A 17,821-nucleotide genomic window follows, 5' to 3' on the forward strand; every position below is an offset into this window, starting at 1 on the left:
GGAGATCGTTTTGACTTCAACTTCAGCATGCTGTTTCCCTGAAAAGGCCGTTTGAGATAGCTCTACCCCGTTTACGTAACGTCGTCGTTGCTTTCTATAAACGATGGCGAAATCCTAGGACGACATGATCTCAGATACAGTCTGCTGATGGAGCCTGGATCGCCATGGGGAAGTTCGTGCATCTCCACGTGCATTCGCATTTTTCATTCCTCGATGGCGCATCGAGCGTCGAGTCTATAGTGAAAAACGCGGCGGAGCTCGGCATGGAGGCCGTTGCCATAACAGACCACGATAATCTTTGTGCGGCGGCAAGGCTAACCCGAGCTGCGCAGCGGCATGGGATAAAACCAATCCATGGCGCCGAGGTCACGCTCGAGGATGGGAGTCACCTGGTGCTCCTGGCAGAAGATCCCGAGGGCTACTCCAACATCTGTGCGATCCTTACCGAGGCTCATATGTCGAGAGATTGGGAAAGGGCCCTCGTGGGCGACGGCATGACGCCGTTATCTGGGGAGCGGGCCGTGACGGAGTTCACAAAACGACGCCTCGCACCAAGGGCGTCCCTGTCTTTGCTTGAAGAGCATCATAAAGGGATCATAGCGCTTTCCGGGTGCCTTGCGCGGGGGGCCATCCCAGTCCTCGTTCGCACGGGCAAATACAGCCAGGCCCTTGAACTCACTAGGCGTCTCGCGGGGATTTTCGGGCGACCTGGATTCTACATCGAACTTCAGAACCTCGCTCTCCCGGGAAGCGACCAGCTCATCTCACGTCTTGTCGAGCTTGCCGACAGGGTGGGGGTCAGGGTTGTGGCGACCAATGATGTCCACTACTGCAAGAAATCTGAGTTTGCGGTCCACGATGTCCTCACCTGTATCCGCACGCTGACGCGCCTCGACGACGTTCATCCCGAACGAAAGCTCAACGCCGAGAACTACTTGAAATCCGTTGACGAAATGATCGCCCTCTTTCATCGCTATCCGGATGCGATAGCGACCGCCGCAGAGGTTGCCGATAGGTGTTCACCCGGGCTTTTGCTAGACCAGAAGCTCTTCCCGGATTTCGCCCCTCCACGAGGAGCGGGGACGTCCGCCGAGTATCTTCGGCACCTTGTATACGAGGGAGCCTCGTCGCGCTACGGCATCATCAACCCTGCGGTAAAGTCCAGGCTCGACCATGAGCTCGAGATCATATGTACCCTTGGATACGAGGACTATTTCCTCATGGTATGGGATGTGGTGAACTTCGCGCGACAAGAAGGGATCAGGTTCTCGGGCAGGGGTTCGGCCGCGGACTCTGCCGTGGCGTATTGCCTCTTCATAACGAGCGTGGATCCGATCTCCCGAGGCCTTCTTTTTGAGAGATTCCTCAGTCTCGAGCGGGCGCAGAAGCCTGACATCGACATCGATTTCGATGCCAGGAGACGAGATGAGGTGCGGCACTATCTCCAACGCAAATACGGTCCCGAGCGCGTGGCCACGGTGTGCACCTTTAATACGTTTCAGGCTAGGTCTGCCGTGCGCGATGTAGGGAAGGCCATGGGGTTTCCCCCGGAAGACATAGACATGCTGGCCAAGCGCCTCCCTTACATATGCGCGGATGAGATCAGGTCGGCTCTCGAGAAGTACCCTGAGCTTCGTGGAAGCGGTATCCCAGTCGAGAAGTACTCTTGTTTGTTCGAAATATGCGAGGCACTGGCAGGTGTGCCCCGTCACATCGGGACCCATCTGGGCGGGGTGGTGGCAAGCCGCGTGCCCCTCGTGAGACTGACCCCGCTGCAAATGGCAGCGCGCGGCGTGGTCATCACCCAGTTTGACAAGGACGACGTAGAGGAGATCGGCTTGATTAAGCTCGATCTTCTATCTCTTCGCATGCTCGCGGCGGTGGAGGACTCCGTGAGCCTGAGTGGCGTCGACTACCAACGCATCCCCCTCGAGGATAGTGCCACATACGAGATGCTGAACGCAGGAGAAACCATAGGCGCTTTCCAGCTGGAAAGCCCCGCGCAGCGAGCCCTCCAAGGGCGCCTTGGCGCGAGCACCATCGAGGATATCGTGGCAAGCGTGGCGCTCATCCGGCCCGGTCCCGTGCAGGGGAATATGGTGGAGCCGTTCGTGGCGAGGAGGCGAGGGCTTGAGGAGGTGACCTACGCCCATCCCGGCCTTGAGAAGATTCTTAAGAAGACGTATGGCGTGGTGCTCTACCAGGAGCAGGTGATCGAGATCGCGACGGCCATAGCCGGTTTTACACCGGGAGAATCCGATCGCTTGCGAAAGGTGATGACCCATTACCGCTCTAGAGCGGAAATGGATGAGATAGGAAGGGAATTCGTGAAAAAGGCGATGGAACATGGGACCTCCCGAGAAGTCGCCGAGACTGTGCTGTCATACATAGTTGCCTACGCCGGTTATGGCTTCTGTGAAGCTCACGCGGCGGCTTTTGCGGATACAGCCTACAAGACGTCGTACCTGTTGCGCCATTTTCCTGTGGAATTCTACACGGCCGTCCTAAACAATCAGCCCATGGGCTTTTACCCGCCGAACACCATATGTGTGGAAGCCAGGCGACGCGGGATCAGGATCTTGCCGGTTGACATAAACAAGAGCGCCGAGAGGTTCACGATCGAGGACGGCGCAATACGCGTGGGGCTTCTCAGAGTACGGGGTATGAGCGAGGAGACGGCAGCAAGGATAATTGCACGCAGGGGACTGCGGGGGTATTCCTCCGTTGAGGATTTCTTCGCGCGGGTGCCACTAGACCGAGACCTCCTCGAAAACCTGGTCCTCTGCGGCGCATTCGATTCCCTGTGCCCTAACCGCAGGGCTGTGCTTTGGGGGATCTCCCGGCTCTTGCAGGGGTCGGGAGGAATCGGTGACAGTGTCCTGAACCTCGAAGACTGTGGCCTTTCAGATATCGCAACTGATGGCACTGACAGCGCCATAGCCGGCGCTCACGGCGATGCTGATGCCAGTGATTGTTTTGGCGTCCGTCGTACATCAGATGCCTGGGTGCGGAACCAGCGTGCCCAAAGCGGCCGCTCTTTGTGCGAGCTCTGGGACATACCTGACTTTTCCGAGGTCGAGAAATTCAAGCACGAGTTCTACATACTGGGCCTTCATCCTACAAGGCACCCAATGGAGTTTTATCGGGATAGCCTGGCGAAAAAGGGGGTGCTCACGGCCGCCGCTGCGAAGAAGATGGATTCCGGCGCGAGCGTACGAGTTGCTGGAGTGGTGGTCAGGCCGCATCGTCCCCCAACCCGAAGCGGGAGGGTCGTGGTTTTTTTCTCGCTCGAAGACGAAACAGGCCTCATAGACGTAACCGTGTTCGAAGGCGTGTATAGGCGCTGTGGAGGCGCGATGTTCACAAGCCCGATCCTCGTCGTCGAGGGACGTGTGGAGCGACGGGGCAACGCTGTGAGCGTTACCTGCCGTCGCGTCCGAAAGGATCTCTTGTCCTCGTACTGACTGAACCGCCTTGTGGCCGCGTGTCTCGGCTCGGGCCGATGTCAAGCGGCCACGCTGTTCTGGTAGTCGTACACGATCCGCGAGATCTCAGCGATCGTGGCGAAGCCCTGATCGATGTCGGGAACATCCTTCGAGAGCACCACGAGGATGTACGGTCTATTAGCGAACACGATGCCCACATCGTTGGCTACGCCGGAAATGTCACCCTCTTTGTGCGCCACCGTCACCTGCGGCGGGAGCTTTCCCGGCAAGCCGACGTGGTAGATGGGGTGCGCCATGTCGTCCAGGAGGCGTGAGCCGAGGTCCGGATGAGACCGGTCGAAGTCGAGCACGCCTTGGATGTACGCTGCCATGTCCTTGGCACACGTTATATTCTGACCGCCCGGGAACACCATCTCCCCGCCGAGTTCCCGCATGAACTCCGCGATATTGTCCTTTCCGAGGTGCCGGACGAGCATCCGGTAGGCCACGTTATCGCTTATCGTGATAGCCAGGTTCGCCAATGTCCGAAGGGAGTAACTATCCCCGTCTCTCGCCGCGAACTGGAGTATCCCGGCCCCATCCTGGTAGTCCGTGGCGCTGTTGTACACGACGCGGTCGTCCCAGCTCGCCTTGCCCTCCGCAACGAGACGGTTCAGGTAGAGCACAGCGGGGACTTTCACGGTGCTTGCCGCGGTGATGGGCTCGTATTCATTGATTCCGAAGCCCATCCCAGTTTTGAGGTCGCGGAAATACACGCCGTATGTGGCGGGCTGCGACTTTATATAAGCCTCGAGCTCGGCCTTGAGTGGCGTGTAGTCTGGTCGCGCCTCGGACGAGCCTGCTTCTCTACCCATACCGTTCCCGGCCGGGATGTCGTGGCGCGTCGACCCGCCCCAATAGAGCAGCGACCCGGCGCCCAGAAAAGCTATTGCGATAACAAGGCCGAGGGCGCGGTAGACGCGGTTTCTCATGGCCATCCTCCTTTCCCTGTGTTTCACCGCTTCATTATAGGACGCTCGAGGCACGATGGCCATGGTAGTTTGTGGGTCACGATGCGAAATCCGCATTGATGCCAGCGTGATTAGAAGGAAAACTCCAAATCGCGTGGAACTACAACCCACGCTCGTACCGCGGTGAGGCGATCGTGCCACAGAGGACCGCTGGGGGAGAGTGGGAGGCGGAGTCGCACAACCGGTGAGCCTGGCCCGGCAACTTTGCCCTGATCCGGAAGGAATCCACATGGTCGAGGCGAATAATCGTACGGGAGGTCATCGGCTGCGTCGCGTTGCCGTCACCCCATGGTATGACGTGCGGTCCGTCGATGGCCTACGTCGGTGGTCTGCAATGATGTGACGTCGAGTTATCGACTGAGGTTGAGAGGAGGTGGTGGGCAGGCACCAGAGCAACGCCTGCAAGTCTGCCTTGGGCTCCTGGATGGGTTGGGAGCAAAAGGGTTCCGGAGAACAACTTTGGGAAGGCAAGAAGGAGGCTAGGCTTCGATGAGAAGATTGTGGAGAGGAATCCTTGCCGGGTTGCTTTTCGTGTTCCTTGTTGCGGGAGTTGCTTCGACTGGGTTCGCGGCTCAGGGGAAGCTGTACGAGATGGCGATCTTCGCTGATCCCACCACTATCAACTTGTACTCGTCCCTGGGCCCGAGTTCGACCGTGTGGAACACGTTCGTTTCGAACAGCCAGTACTACACGTCCCTTTACGGGAACGCCGCTCCCACCTGGGCGTTCGTGCCGGCCGCAGCGGCCGACATGCCGAGCCCACTGAAACAGGAGACCATCGGCGGAAAGACCTACTACACGTCCATCGTCAAGATGCGCAAAGACATCAAGTGGAGCGACAATACCCCGCTGACCGCTGATGACGTCGTGTTCAGCTACAACGCTGTGCTCGAAATGGATCCGAACAAGCTGGGCGGGAACTGGCCCAGCATCGTGGACCCGACCGTTCTGGAGCGCGTTGAGAAGGTCGACGACTACACGGTGAAGTTCATCCTCAAGGAGAAACCCGGGTTGTCCCAGTGGCAGTACGGACTCCTCCAAAACTACATCGTTAACAAGAAGTACTGGGAGCCCGTGTTCGAGAAGGCGAAGAAGGCGGCTGATCCCGTCAAGGAGCTCTTTGCCCACGAGCCCGAGAACCAGCCCACAGCCGGTCCGTGGAAGTTCGGACATTGGGAGAAGGGCGCGTTCTGGCAGAACGTGCCTAACCCTGTGTACAGTGGCAAAGGTGAGGTCACCACATTCTACGAGAACGGCGTAGTGACCATCGAGAACCCGAGGACCGGGTTCAAGTGGCAGAGCGGCAAGCCCGAGGGCAAGGTGCAGCTCAAGGTGACCGACGGCCCCGACGCTACGGGTACGCTGTACAGGATATTCCAGAACCAGAGCGCTGCTGTGCTCTCGCTCACCAGCGGCCAGGTCGATTTCGTGCTGAACTCCCTGGGCCTGCAGCGCGGCTTCCAGGAGCAGTTGAAGAAGGCGCCCAACGTCGAGCTCATTGAGAACAGCGTGAACGGCTTCCGGTTCATGGCTTTCAACCTGCGGAAGTACCCCTTCAACATCAAGGAGTTCCGTCAGGCGGTCGCCACGCTCATCGACCGTGAGTACATCTGCGAGAAGGTGCTGCAGGGCATAGCGTTCCCGCAGTACTCGGTGGTGCCGCCCGGAAACGCGTACTGGTACAACAAAGACGTTCCTCAGTGGGGCAAGGGGCTCACTCGCTCCCAGAAGATAGCGGAAGCCGTGAAGCTCCTCAAGAAGGCCGGGTTCAAGTGGGAAGTCGAGCCTGAGGTGGACGTCGAGAAGGACAAGGTGCTGAAACGCGGTAAGGGGCTCATCATGCCGGACGGCAAGAAGATGCCCGAATTCGAGTTCATGATCATGACCGCCGGGTACGATCCTCTCCGCTACACGTTCGGTTTGAACATCGCATCGTGGCTCAAAGAGGTCGGCATCCCGATTGAAGCCGTGCCCACTGACTTCAACGTGGTCAGCTCGAAGGTCTTCGACGAGCAGGACTTCGACGCGTTCATGATGGGCTGGAGCCTGACCCTGTATCCGGACCACATGAAGTATTTCTTCCACAGCGAACAGGCAGGGCTCGGCGGCTTCAACGCCGAGGGCTATAACAATCCGGAGTTCGACAAGCTCGCGGACGACTTCGTGAAGGAAGACGACATGGAGAAGGCCCGCGAGAAGGCGTTCAAGCTCCAGGAGATCCTCGCCGATGAGTTGCCTTACATCGTGCTCTTCGACACGCCGATGCTCGAGGCGTATAGGTCCGACCGTCTGCAGTTCCCGTACACGAAGGTCCTGAGCGGCCTGCAGTACGTCGGGGGGCTCACGAGCTCGGTCAAGATGCTCGACTGACGGCGGGAAGCCGCATCCCGGGCGTGAGTCGAACCGCGGCCTTTCACGCGAGCGGGCCTGGGGTGCCCCAGGCCCGCTCCGGTTTATGAGACCTCGCCGGAAGGGCCGCGTCTAGCTGTGGCGCCGTGAGTTTTCGCGTCTCCTCTTGAGCGTGCAAGAGTTGCCTGTCCTTGTACGAAGGGGTGCCGGGAATTCGGCCTGAGTGCCCGGCGAATTCGGACGAGGCGCACTGCAGGCGCGCTGTCCCCTGGAGGGTAAGGCCAACAACAGGGAACAAGGCTTGCGCCTGCGCGCTGAAAGGGAGGCCAAACTCGTCGTGGTCTTGAGAGGGGCAAATCTGTCGAGGATCGAGGGATGGAGATGCGCCGATACATTTTGAGCAGGCTCGGACAGGTCATCCTTACGCTTCTGATATACATCACCCTGGTCTACTTCCTCCTCCAGGCCATGCCAGGTGACATCACCCAGATGTACTTGGCAAATCCCAAAATCCCCCAGGCGGCTAGGGAGGAGCTTAAGAAACAGCTCGGGCTCGACCAGGGAGTGTTCATGCAGTATCTAACCTACCTGAAGAACTTCTTCCGGGGAGAGCTGGGGGTATCGTTCTCGCAATACCCGCGGCCCGTGTGGGACATCTTGATGGAGCGACTGCCCCGGACTTTCGTGCTCTTCCTCACCGCGAACGTGCTCTCTTTCTATGTTGGTTACGTGATGGGACGGGTCATCGCTTGGCGCCGTGGCAGAGTCGTGGACTATGCCGCGACGGTCGTCGGGATAACATTCTGGACCGCGTTCTACCCTCTATTGGCGCTCGTGCTCATTTGGGTCTTTGCCTATACTCTGAAGCTGCTGCCGCTCAACCAGTTCATAGAGCCCAAGCTATGGCAGGGCGCCCCATTCTCCGTGAACACGGTATTCGGCTACATGGTGTTCGGGGGAGGTGTGGTGGCAATAGGGCTTTTCCTCATCTTCTATGCCTTCCTGCGCGGTCTCAAGCGGACGCGCCGAAATGTCACGTTGGCCTGGCTCTCGGGATCGGCGCTCGTGGCGTTGGCCCTCCTCGTTGCGTGGCGACAAGGGGTGCTGGTCTATATCTGGGATATAGCTAACCACATGGTGCTCCCCGTATGCACTCTCACGCTCATCAGCTTCGCAGGCACTATGCTCCTCATGCGTGACTCCATGCTTGAGACGGTGCAGGAGGACTATGTCATGGCCGCTCGCGCCAAGGGTCTTCCCGACAACGTTGTGAGGGACAGGTACGCCGCGCGAACCGCGATGCTGCCCACTGTGACAAGCCTCGTCCTCAGCCTGGCGAGCTCGATGAGCGGGGGCCTTGTCACCGAGACCATGTTCTCTTGGCCGGGGCTGGGCCAGGTGTTGTTCCATTCAGCGCTTGCGAACGACTACCCGCTTGCTACGGGAGCCCTCGCGTTCACCGGCGTGTTCCTGTTGATAGCGCACTTCGTTGCGGACATTCTCTACGCGGTTCTCGACCCGCGCATCACATACACGGGGCAGCCCGCGACAGAGGCTTAGATTGACGTGTGGCAAGGCAGGTGAGGCAAGATGAGACAGTTTGCACCGAGCCCCCAAGCGGACACCGTGGCCCTCAGAGAACCCCTCTGGAAGATCAGATGGAAGCTCACCATGCGCGGGCTTTCGCAGAACTGGGCCGTATTCAGAGAAAGCCGCATCGGCATGTTCGGGTTGGTCCTCATCGTGCTATTCGGCGTGTTTGGCGCCCTGTGGCCGATAATGATAAACACAGTGTGGGACCCCATGATCTACCACCCTGTGGTCGGGTTTGATCCGATGCTCGCTCATCCTTCCCCGCCGACCAGGGCACACCTCCTCGGCACAGATCCCATTGGCCGGGATATCCTGGCCCAGCTCATGTTCAGTACAGGTCGGGAGTTCCTGCTGGGCGTGCTTTCAGCGGCGATCACAGTAGTGATTGGGACCGTCATCGGCACTGTGGCCGCATACTACGGCGGGTTCACTGACACGTTCTTCATGAGAGTTGCCGACATAATGATGCTATTCCCATTCGTACCATTGCTCGTGGTCGTGGGCTCAATGGTGCGTCTGAGCTTCTTCCCGTTCGCCGTGATCCTCGGCGTTCTGGGAGGATTCGGAGGCATAACCATCATCCTCAAAGCACAAGCGCTGTCCGTGAAGGTAAGACCATACATCGACGCGGCCCGCGTGGCCGGCGGGAGCAGCTTTCACATAATCCGGGCGCACATCATACCCAACGTGCTCCCCCTTTCGTTCCTGTACATGATGTTCAACGTGACGTCAGCCATCCTGAGCGAAGCGACCCTGTCGTTCTTCGGCGTTTTGAACATCGACATGAGCTGGGGCATGATGATCCACACCGCCGAGACCGCCGGCTACCTCTTTGACTTCGGCCGGTACTGGTGGCTGTGGTTACCTTCCGGGCTTGCGATCACGTTGTTTTGCGCGGCGTTCTACATGGTTGGTAGAGGGCTCGACGAAGTCGTGAACCCGCGGCTGAGAAAGAGGTGATAGAATGGACCCCCTGCTTCAATTGGATGATTTCACCATGCATTACCGCACGAAGGCCGGCTGGGTGCAGGCGGTAGACGGTGTGACATTGTCCCTCGCCAAAGGGCAGGCCCTCGGCTTGGTCGGAGAGTCCGGGTGCGGCAAGACGTCCATCGCCATGTCTATAATGAAACTCCTTCCGTACAATTCCAAAGTAGTCAGGGGCCGGATCCTCTTCGAAGGCCGCGATGTCTACTCGATGACCGACGAGGAAGTCCGAAGGATGAGATGGAAAGGCGTTGCCATGGTGTTCCAGGCCGCCATGAACTCCCTCAACCCTGTGTACCGCGTGGGGAATCAGATAGTCGAGGCCATAGTCACGCACGAGCCTGAGACCAGCGAAGAAGAGGCCTGGTCGAGGGTTGCGTCGTTATTCGAGCTCGTGGGTATCCCGAAAGAACGCATGCACAACTATCCGCACGAATACAGCGGCGGGATGAAGCAGAGAGCTGTCATCGCCATGGCCCTCGCGTGCAATCCCAAGCTGATCATCGCAGACGAGCCAACGACTGCCCTGGACGTCATAGTCCAGGACAGGATCCTGCGAGAGATGGACCAGATAAGGCGCAAAATCAACATGAGCATGATCTACATCTCTCACGACGTCTCCGTCATAGCTGAGGTAAGCGACGTGGTGGCCGTGATGTACGCTGGCAAGCTCGTCGAGCTCGGCCGAGCGGATGATGTGTTCAAGCGTCCGCGTCATCCGTACACCTATTCCCTGATGAGGGCTTATCCCAGCATTCTCGGAGAGAAGCACGAGCTCGCCACGATCCCGGGGGAGCCGCCGAACCTTCTCGACCCTCCGCCCGGGTGCCGCTTCCACCCTCGGTGCGACCGGGCTACTTCAGAGTGCTCCGCGGCGGACCCAGTGTGGCGAGAGGTATATCCAGGGCACTACTGCGCGTGTCACAACCCAGTCGAGGCCGACGGCAGATGGTCCGACGGAGGGCGCCTGGGCAAGGGGACGGATGGGGGTGAGGAGCTTGGCAGTTCCAGCAATGGCTGAGGCGACCGACACTATCTTGCGTGTGGAGCACCTATCGAAGCACTATCCTGTGTCGAGAGGCTTATTCCAGCGAGGGAAGCTGTTCCTTCACGCCGTCGATGATGTAAGCTTCGAAGTGAAACGGCGCGAGGTGCTTGGGCTGGTCGGGGAATCGGGGTGCGGAAAGACGACGACGGGACGGATGATCGCCCGCCTCACGGTTCCAACCACCGGGCGCATCATCGTTGAGGGTGCCGATGTCTCGAAGCTGCAAGGAGCCGCGTCTAGCGAGTTCCGCAGGAAGGTGCAGATGATCTTCCAAGACCCGTACGAGTCTCTGGACCCGAGGATGACCATATTCGACATCGTCGCCGAGCCCCTGAACGTCAACGGCGTGGGCAGCCTGGAGGAGCGAGAGGAGCGCGTGGCTGAGATGCTGAGCTTGGTCGGGATCTCGCCTCCGTCAGCTTTTCTCTTCAGGTTTCCTCACGAGCTGTCGGGCGGCCAACGGCAGCGTGTCGCGATCGCGAGGGCGCTCGTGATGGATCCTGCCTTCGTCGTAGCGGATGAGCCCACCTCCATGCTGGATGTCTCGATTCGCACGGGCGTCATGAAGCTCCTTGCGCAGCTTCGCGAGGATCTCGGGATCAGCTATCTCTATATAACCCACGACCTCGCGGTTGCAAGATACCTCTGCGACAGGATCGCCGTGATGTACTTGGGCAAGATCGTTGAGATGGCAGGGGCCGAAGAGATCATCAAGGAGCCGCTGCATCCTTACACCAAGGCTCTCATATCGGCTGTTCCAGTGCCGGACCCGGCCGTGAGGAGGCCTGTCCCCACCATCAAGGGGGGAATCAGCAAGCCCATAAACCCGCCGCGCAGGTGCCGATTCTACGAGAGGTGTCCTGTGGCGAAAGACTCGTGCGCCGAGCAGGATCATCCGGCTCTGAAGGAGATATCCAAGGGTCACTTTGTTGCCTGCCACGACGTGTAGGCATTGGGTATTTGGCCAATGAACGGCCGAGTGAGAGGGGCGGGTCGGCCTTGCGGCTGCGATGACCGGGGCGTGTGGCGTGCGGTCGGCTCGCTTCCCAAGCGCAGGATACGCGAGCCGCAGGTCTACGAGTGCGAGGTGAGGGGCGGTGTTGTCTACCAGGAGGAGTCACGAACTGCGGGCCTGGACGACCCTCGCCGTCGCGTCCATCGCGGCCATCGTCCTTCTCGTGGCAACCGAGCGTCGGTACCTCGAGTACGTGGGGTGGACGCGCGAGGTGCGAGCCTCGCTCGAGGCTGCGAGTCTCAGACATAACGGCGAAGCTGTCGTGCTGAACGCGGTGATCGCGCTGGAGGCGCCGGCGGTGGGGTTCAAGAGCACGGTGGAGCGGGTTGAGTTCACTTTAGACCAGGGTGGGAGGCGCCTTGGGTATTTCTTCACGCTTCCGGGCGACATGGTTGTGACTCCACCCGCGGACGTTGGAGCTCGCCCTGTGGCAGTAACCCGCATCACTGTCACCAAGGATGCGTCGCGGGAGCTTGCAGCGAGCGCGGCGGGCGCTGGCGGGGGGCCGCCACAACGGGCCGGCGAAGATGGTGAAAGCGCTGTGGCGCAGTTGGCCGGCGATGTCGTGCTGGTTGTCACCCTCCCGCGAGGAGAGAGACTGGTGCGCGTGCCGGTGGGAGGGGAGGTGGGGATGGAAAGTGGCGGGTGAAGAGGTGCTGAGACGGTGCATGAGAGCCACCGTGGTTGCCGCACGTGCGGTTATCCTGGGTGGCGTGGGTTCGGTATGTCTGGCGTTGCTTCAGCTCGGGGACTTCACCCCTGTGCCTTCCGGGTGGAGCCTCGCCATCCCGGTGCTGGGCGGTGTGGCGCTGGGCCTGGCTGAGATGAGTGTGCACGAGCTCGTGGGGTGCGTGGCGTTTATGGTGGTGATGGCCCCAGCGCTGGCACCTCTTCTCGTTGCCTTTCCCGCCTCGGAGGTTGAAAGGAACGCTGTCGTGCGTGCTGCGCTTCGCAATTCGTTGGCGGCCGACGCTCTCCTGCTTCTCCCGTGCGTCCTGGCTGGGATCGTGCTTGGCAGGTGGGTCAAGGGCATTATCTCGTCTCGCCCGCAACCGATGCGTCACACGCCGCGACGAGCGGACTAGCCTGCTTTCTCGGAGGGATCGATGTGGAAGGATACGTTGACGATAAGCGCAAACAAGGCGAACAGAAGCATTCGATGCCACGCCCTCTGCGCAGTGGTGAGGGGGTGCCTGCGGAGGCGCCCGCAACTCTCGTCGGCGCAAAACCCCAGGCATCCATCGTCGAGGATTTCGCGCGGTATGTGTCTCCGGGAAGGGTGGAGGTCTACCGGGCTCTCGGCTTCGACGCGGTTCCGGGCAAACGCGATGGAGTGTATGTCTGGGACCTCTCCGGCAAACGGTACATAAACTGCCGGTCGAGCGGCGGCGTGTTCAACTTGGGCCACCGGCCCCCTGCCGTGGTGAATGCGCTGAGGGCCGCGCTCGACGTGCTCGACATCGGCGACCACATGCTCCTCAGCGAACACCGAGCTAGGCTTGCTGCCAGGCTTGCCGAGCTCACGCCCGGCGACATAACGTACAGTTTCTTCACCCCTAGCGGCGGCGAGGCGTGCGACGTTGCCATCAAGCTGGCGAGGGGGTATACCAGGCGGCCTGGGATCGTCTCGGCGGTCGGCGGGTACCACGGTCACACCGGGTTTGCGCTCTCGGCGGGCGACGCCCGTTTCAAGAGGCATTTCGAGCCGCTCATGCCGGGGTTCACACAGGTGCCGTTCGGGGACATCGACGCCGTCGAACGCGCCGTGGACGAAACCACGGCGGCCGTGATATTCGAGACCATCCCCGCCACCGCCGGGATCATCATCCCTCCCGACGATTTCTATCCTGCGGTGAGGGAGATCTGCGACAGGAAAGGGGCCCTGCTGATCCTCGACGAGGTTCAGGCCGGGTTGGGCAGGACGGGGCGCCTTTGGGCGATCGATGAGTGGGGCGTGGTCCCGGACATCTTGGTCTTGGGAAAGGGGATGAGCGGCGGGATCTATCCGCTTTCCGCGGTATGCTATAGACAGCACGTTGACGAGTTCTTCAAGCAGAACCCGTTCGTGCATCTGACCTCGTTCGGCGGTGCAGACCTGGGGTGCGTTTGCGCGCTCGCGATGCTCGACGAGATCTGCCGTCCGGGATTCCTGGACCACGTGGAAGAGATGGGCGCACGTTTCGAGCAAGGATTCGCGCGGCTGAAGGAGAGACACCCGGAGAGCGTGGCGGGCTGGAGACGACGCGGCCTGATGATGGCCTTCGAGCTTACGGAGGACAGGCTTGGCCCCATGATGACGTATGCTCTCGGCAAGAACGGCGTGATCGCGGTGTTCTCGGATTTCCGGCCCAGGGCGATGCAGATAATGCCGCCGCTCATCATACAGCCGCCCGAGGTGGACGAGGTGCTCGACGCGATGGACCGAGCGCTCGAGCTCGTGGAGAACATGGTGGCCGCAGGAGCCCCGACTCCCTACATTCCCTGACTGAATCCAGGGCAGCCATACAGTAGGTCAACGCAGCGGAGGGACCACCCAGGTGGAGCCATACGTCTTGAGGCTTGAAGACATCGGACCAGAGCACGACGCTCTCGTGGGCGGCAAGGCACGCAACCTTGCGAGGCTGTTGCGCGCGGGGCTCCCGGTGCCCCGTGGGTTTGTCGTCACGACAGCGGCCTATCTTCAGTGCGCCGCCGGGGAACGCGACAACGGGCCTGGGGGGCTGGCCGAGGCAGAGGCGGCCTCTGGCGGCTCTCGTGCTCGTTGCCCGGACACCACCACTCGCGCCGTCTGGGAGGAGGTTCGCCGGGCGTATGAGGAGCTTCTCTGCGCTCATCCTGGTGCGTCGTGCGCGGTGCGGTCCTCGGCCAGTGTGGAGGACGAGGTCGGGGCGTCGCACGCGGGGCAGTACGACACGGTGCTCGGGGTTCGAAGCTGGGAGGCGCTAGTCAAGGCCGTGCTCGCGTGCTGGAGGTCGCTCGACGGGGAGAGGACGCGCGCGTACTCGCCGAATCGGGAGACGCGACGCCGGGGCCGGGTGGAACGGGCTATGGCCGTGGTTGTACAGCGCGAGGTGCCGGCGGATGTGAGCGGCGTCCTTTTCACCCTGAACCCGCAATCCGGCAGGGAGAACGAGATGCTGGTGGAGGCGACCTGGGGACTGGGTGAGGCGCTCGTCGCTGGGATAGCCACGCCCGATAGGTTCGTGGTGGACACGTGGGAGGAAAGGGTCATTGAGGCACGGGTGGGCGAGAAGAAGGTCATGGTGACGTCCGACGGGGATGCGCCGGTGCCGGTGCCCGAGGATATGCGCGCCCGTCGAACGCTGGACGATGCTGTTCTCCTGCGCATTGCGCATTTCGGAGAAAGGATTCAAGAGGAGTACGGTCTCCCGCAAGATGTGGAGTGGGCGATGTCCGGGGGCCAGATCTTCATCCTCCAGGCGCGTCCGATGACGGCATTTTCTTTCGCGCCTGATTTCGGCGAGTGGACGTCGGCGAACTTCAGGGAGGTTATGCCCGGGTTCGCATCGTACTTGAGCCAGTCCCTGTCATTCCATCACGATTTCGCCCTGGCTACGGAGGAGGTCTTCAGACGCACGAGGCTTTACCGCCGGGAGGATGCGGGCACCACATGGGCTGCCACGTTTTTCGGACACGGCTACTGGAATGTGGGTGCGACCAAGCGGGTGGCCGCGCGGGTGCCGGGCTTCAAGGAGCGCGCCTTCGACAGGACCGTCGGGATCGTGCCATCATATGAGGGGAACGGGGTTGTCACCCCATGGACCATAAAGACAGTGCTCGGCGCGCTTCCGTCGCTCTTCGCTCTGAAGAAACACTACCGGCTCGCGGTTGAGGAAGCCAAGCGGTTCATCTCGTGGTTCGAGGCCAACGAGCCCGAGTGGGACGCGATTGCTCCGGAACGACTCAACGACGCGGACCTCAGGTCGTGGGCCAAGTTTGCCGTCGATCTTCATTGGCAGACAAACCGGTGGGCCTTGATCATCTCCCTCCTCGGGACGCAGGCCCAGGATGATTTCCACGCCACGGTGGAGAGACTCAACAAGCACGCGCAGAAGGCGGGGAAGGCGATATCCGAGGCCCGTCTGCTGACTGGGATCTCTCAGATGGCCACGGCGAGGCCCCTCGCCGCTATCTGGGAGCTGGCCAGCTTCGCGCAGGCGAGGCCGCAAGTGGCGGATCTCCTGAAGTCGGCCTCGCCTCAGGCTCTATCGGAGATGTTTGTCAACTGGAGAGAGCAAACCACGAGCGAGCCACCCGACACAGATCCGGAATCATCAGGCCTGGACGAATTCTGGAAACGGTTTGCTGCGTGCATCGCGGAATTCCGCTACATGTCCGAGATCGACGAGGACCTGGCCGTTCCTCGGTGGGCCGAGGACACGGCCCTGCCGCTCTCGATGGTGCAAGCGTGTCTGTCTGGAGAGGTCGGGGAGGACCCGCGGCTCCAGTTAGCCCGGCAGGAGGAAGTGCGCAGGCGCGAGGAAGAAGCCGCAGCGGTCATGCTGAGATCGGCGGGCTGGATGGCGCCTCTCACGGGCACCGTCCGGGTCCGTGCCTTCCGCGCCCAACTGAACCTTGTGAGGCGCCTTGCATGGTGGCGCGAGGAGACCAGGGTTTACCTCAGTCGCGCAAGGTACCACACAAGGCGATTCCTGAAGGAGCAGGGGAAGCGTTGGGCCTCGCGCGGCGAGCTCGACGCGGCCGATGATGTTTTCTGGATGTCCAGGGCCGAGGTCCTCGGCCTCCTTGAAGGGTCTTGTGACTTCGAGACTGTGCGGAAGGCTGTCAGGAAAAGACGGCGCATCCCCGTGGCCTACAGGAACTTCACGCCTCCGCCCGTGATCCAGCCTGGCCCCGTGCGCGTCCTCACCAAGCGTTCGCTAGGCAGGCGCGTGCATGCCAATGGCATGAGGGGCGGGGCCGAGGAAGATACCGTGGCGATGGCGTACCCGAGCCGTCAAAACGCGAAGACCGAAGAGACGACGGGAGGGGAGGGCGCGCGCGAGGTGTATACGGGCGTTGGCTGCTCGGCAGGGATAGCTCGTGGCCTCGCCAGGGTGATCCGTTCCCTGGACGAAGCGGCGACTCTAAGGAGGGGCGAGATCCTGGTGGCTCCCTTCGCGAACCCGGGCTGGATGCCCCTCTTCAACGTCGCATCCGCGGTCGTGCTGGAAGAAGGCGGGTTGCTGTCGCACAGCGCTGTGGTCGCCAGAGAATACGGCATCCCCGCGGTGCTTCAGGTGGAAGGGGCCACTGCGAAGCTCCGCACCGGCGACCTCGTAGTGGTTGACGGCGGGCGCGGCGTCGTCGAGGTCCTGGGCAGGGTTCAAGAAAAGAGCTGAGTATATCGCCAGAAGTCCGGGCCGCTTTTCGGCGCGGAGGTCCTGTCCTGCTCGGGGCTGCCAGCGTTGCCCTCCCTCCGGGGACGGCGCGCTTGCGGCGCGCGTCGTCCGAATTTGGCGCGCAAGATAGCCAAATTCTCCGCGCCCGGTCGCGCAAGCAGCACCGGTAGTAACCTCAGCGCCGTCAAGAAAGGAGACGAAAACCTATCGAAGCCGCACGAAGTCCCGCGGCCTGCTCGCGGTTTTCCACCCTGCCGTCCGGTTTCTGCCCTACGATATGAGACGACGAGCCTCCGAGTCCCTCTCGAGGCTTTCCAGCCTCTCCTCGAGCTCCTCTATCCGCCGGGTGAGAGCCTCAAGCGCCGCCTGGACAGGGTCCGGGAGGTTTTGGTGATCGAGGTCAATGCCTGGGACTCGCTTCCCGTACCTCGATACGACCTTTCCAGGCACACCCACAACCGTGGCGCCGGCTGGCACGGGCCGGAGCACCACCGCCCCGGCGCCGATCTTCGCCTCGTCGCCGACTTCGAACGATCCCAGAACCTTTGCTCCCGCCGCTATGACCACGCGGTTTCCTATGGTCGGGTGGCGCTTGCCTTTCTCCTTGCCGGTCCCGCCCAGGGTCACTCCCTGGTAGATCGTGACATCGTCGCCGATCTCAGCGGTCTCGCCTATCACAACGCCCATGCCGTGGTCGATGAAAAGGCGGCGTCCGATGCGCGCTCCCGGGTGGATCTCTATCCCTGTCAGGAAGCGCACGGCGTGGGAGATGAGCCTCGCGATGACGAACATCCTCCTCTGGTAGAAGAAGTGCGCGATCCTGTACCCTATGATGGCGTGGAGGCCGGGGTAGCACAGGATGACTTCGAGCACGTTCTTGGCTGCTGGATCGCGCTCGAATACCGCTTTGATGTCTTCTCTGATGCGCTCGAACATTGAAAGCTCCCTCCAAGAGCCGTTCTTGGGTCGGTGGTTGTCCGCTGCAATACCCTAGTAATTTAGTTGGGTTT

General features: G+C 61.0%; 12 protein-coding genes. 10 read left to right on the top strand and 2 right to left on the bottom strand.

Features of this window, described 5'->3' with window-relative positions; all coding sequences use genetic code 11:
• Positions 1-164 precede the first annotated feature (164 nt).
• Complete coding sequence (locus tag GX515_06800) at positions 165-3,464, top strand: DNA polymerase III subunit alpha (protein ID HHY32718.1); 3,300 nt, start codon at positions 165-167, stop codon at positions 3,462-3,464.
• 41 nt (positions 3,465-3,505) lie between these two features.
• Here the strand turns inward: GX515_06800 and GX515_06805 are convergent, their stop codons facing one another.
• Positions 3,506-4,417 (bottom strand): serine hydrolase, encoded by a 912-nt coding sequence (locus GX515_06805; protein ID HHY32719.1) that lies wholly within the window; start codon positions 4,415-4,417, stop codon positions 3,506-3,508.
• Between the two features lie 528 nt (positions 4,418-4,945).
• Between GX515_06805 and GX515_06810 the strand changes: the two genes are divergently transcribed.
• The 9 genes from GX515_06810 (at position 4,946) to GX515_06850 (ending at position 16,811) form a co-directional block, all read left to right on the top strand.
• The gene (locus tag GX515_06810; GenBank protein ID HHY32720.1) at positions 4,946-6,826 is read left to right on the top strand and encodes an ABC transporter substrate-binding protein; all 1,881 of its coding nucleotides are present in this window, start codon (positions 4,946-4,948) and stop codon (positions 6,824-6,826) included.
• Positions 6,827-7,186: 360 nt separating this feature from the next.
• The gene (locus tag GX515_06815; GenBank protein ID HHY32721.1) at positions 7,187-8,365 is read left to right on the top strand and encodes an ABC transporter permease; all 1,179 of its coding nucleotides are present in this window, start codon (positions 7,187-7,189) and stop codon (positions 8,363-8,365) included.
• 30 nt (positions 8,366-8,395) lie between these two features.
• Positions 8,396-9,358: an ABC transporter permease gene (locus tag GX515_06820; GenBank protein HHY32722.1), complete on the top strand. Its 963-nt coding sequence runs from the start codon at positions 8,396-8,398 to the stop codon at positions 9,356-9,358.
• Between the two features lie 4 nt (positions 9,359-9,362).
• Positions 9,363-10,406, top strand: coding sequence for an ABC transporter ATP-binding protein (locus tag GX515_06825; GenBank protein HHY32723.1), 1,044 nt, complete (start codon positions 9,363-9,365; stop codon positions 10,404-10,406).
• Positions 10,399-11,382: an ABC transporter ATP-binding protein gene (locus tag GX515_06830; protein ID HHY32724.1), complete on the top strand. Its 984-nt coding sequence runs from the start codon at positions 10,399-10,401 to the stop codon at positions 11,380-11,382. The genes GX515_06825 and GX515_06830 overlap by 8 nt, the downstream gene beginning before the upstream one ends.
• A 148-nt stretch (positions 11,383-11,530) precedes the next feature.
• Positions 11,531-12,097 (top strand): hypothetical protein, encoded by a 567-nt coding sequence (locus tag GX515_06835; protein ID HHY32725.1) that lies wholly within the window; start codon positions 11,531-11,533, stop codon positions 12,095-12,097.
• Positions 12,087-12,533 (top strand): hypothetical protein, encoded by a 447-nt coding sequence (locus GX515_06840; protein ID HHY32726.1) that lies wholly within the window; start codon positions 12,087-12,089, stop codon positions 12,531-12,533. The genes GX515_06835 and GX515_06840 overlap by 11 nt, the downstream gene beginning before the upstream one ends.
• A gap of 74 nt (positions 12,534-12,607) precedes the next feature.
• Positions 12,608-13,933: an aspartate aminotransferase family protein gene (locus tag GX515_06845; protein ID HHY32727.1), complete on the top strand. Its 1,326-nt coding sequence runs from the start codon at positions 12,608-12,610 to the stop codon at positions 13,931-13,933.
• Between the two features lie 52 nt (positions 13,934-13,985).
• Entirely contained in the window at positions 13,986-16,811 is a 2,826-nt protein-coding gene (locus GX515_06850; protein HHY32728.1) for a hypothetical protein, read from the top strand.
• Between the two features lie 270 nt (positions 16,812-17,081).
• Here GX515_06850 and cysE read toward each other — a convergent pair whose 3' ends face one another.
• A complete protein-coding gene (gene cysE, locus GX515_06855; GenBank protein ID HHY32729.1) occupies positions 17,082-17,747 on the bottom strand; it encodes a serine O-acetyltransferase in 666 nt (221 codons plus the stop codon).
• Between the last annotated feature and the right edge of the window lie 74 nt (positions 17,748-17,821).

This window comes from Bacillota bacterium (assembly GCA_012842395.1).
Taxonomy (GTDB): Bacteria; Bacillota; SHA-98; order UBA4971; family UBA4971; genus UBA6256.